Source organism: Mesorhizobium sp. M5C.F.Cr.IN.023.01.1.1 (assembly GCF_003997585.1).
GTDB classification, from domain to species: domain Bacteria; phylum Pseudomonadota; class Alphaproteobacteria; order Rhizobiales; family Rhizobiaceae; genus Mesorhizobium; species Mesorhizobium wenxiniae.
Window position 1 is genome coordinate 1 of sequence record NZ_RZSU01000242.1, and the last position, 1,040, is coordinate 1,040.

Sequence of the window (1,040 nt, forward strand, 5' to 3'; positions counted from 1 at the left end):
CTGCGGGACTTGCTGAACGCAGGAAAGTTCTCACTGGTGGCCGGTTGGCGCGACGAGGATCGACATGGGCGCAAGCTCAGGACCGTCACCAGGAACGGGCATTCGATCGGCGAGATGTTGATCACCGAGGGCCTTGCCCGCCGATGGGACGGCGCACGGCGGGGCTGGTGCGACTGACGCATCAGCAGCGTGAATCGGTCGGCCGGGATCGATTCAGGAAAGTCGTTGGACGGCGCTTCCGAAGGAAGCGAGACTTGGGCGCCATGTCGAGCAAGGAAACCGGACCCGTTCATCTTCGCCGCATCGACCCGACGCGGAACATGCAGCGCTTCTATGTGCTCTCGGTCCAGCCCACCCTGTTCGGCGGGGCTTCGGTCATCCGCAACTGGGGCCGGATCGGAACGAACGGCCAGTCGATGATGCAGACCTTCGACGTGCCGGACGAGGCCGATGGTGCGTGTGAGCGTCTCGAACGGAGAAAGAGAGGTCGTGGCTATCGGGATGCCAGATCGACTGGCCGGGGATGATTGCCGGGCGGGAGGGCAGGCCCCAGCCGGTACATTTCTTCCCTCAGGACAGTTCGTCGGCGATGCCAAGCTCGCGCAGCCGGTCGACGTCTTCCAGAGGCACGATCTCGTAGTCGTCGGATTTGTGTCCATAGCCTCCTTCGGCGAGTTCGCCGACAAAGGCCCAGGTTCCGTCGGGCCAGACTGCGATGTCGTCCGGGTGGTACGCGCTGGAGGAGGTGTCGGTGCGTGTGGTCATGGGCCGCATCCTTTCTGACGTCGATGGCCGTTGCGATGGAGGAAGCGGCCCCACCTCGCGGCGGGGCCGTGCGGTCCAGCCTAGAATGGGATCTCGTCGGTGTCCTCGGTGTGGCTGCCGGCGCTGTCGCGCTGCTTCGGCCAGGCGAGGAACTCGACCCCGTCGGCGATGATCTCCGAGCCGTAGCGCTCGACGCCCTCGCTGTCGGTCCACTGCGTGTAGTGGATGCGCCCGCGGACCGCGACCTTCATGCCCTTCACGCAGTGCTTCTGCAC

3 protein-coding genes and 1 pseudogene are annotated in these 1,040 nt (G+C 65.2%); 2 read left to right on the forward strand and 2 right to left on the reverse strand.

Annotated features, from left to right (window positions below; all coding sequences use genetic code 11):
• Positions 1–177, forward strand: a pseudogene (locus tag EOA78_RS37660) (thermonuclease family protein); the annotation flags it as partial.
• Between the two features lie 86 nt (positions 178–263).
• Positions 264–527, forward strand: a complete 264-nt coding sequence (locus EOA78_RS35565) for a WGR domain-containing protein (RefSeq protein WP_127320370.1) — start codon at positions 264–266, stop codon at positions 525–527.
• 43 nt (positions 528–570) lie between these two features.
• Here the strand turns inward: EOA78_RS35565 and EOA78_RS35570 are convergent, their stop codons facing one another.
• Positions 571–765: a hypothetical protein gene (locus EOA78_RS35570; protein ID WP_127320368.1), complete on the reverse strand. Its 195-nt coding sequence runs from the start codon at positions 763–765 to the stop codon at positions 571–573.
• Between the two features lie 80 nt (positions 766–845).
• On the reverse strand, positions 846–1,040 hold a 195-nt coding region (locus tag EOA78_RS35575; protein ID WP_164784122.1), incomplete at its 5' end, for a single-stranded DNA-binding protein.

What these genes read in the sequence shown, in the direction of transcription:
- EOA78_RS35565 (WP_127320370.1), top strand. Translation starts at nt 264, where the DNA reads ATGTCGAGCAAGGAAACCGGACCCGTTCATCTTCGCCGCATCGACCCG.
- EOA78_RS35570 (WP_127320368.1), bottom strand. Translation starts at nt 765, where the DNA reads ATGACCACACGCACCGACACCTCCTCCAGCGCGTACCACCCGGACGAC.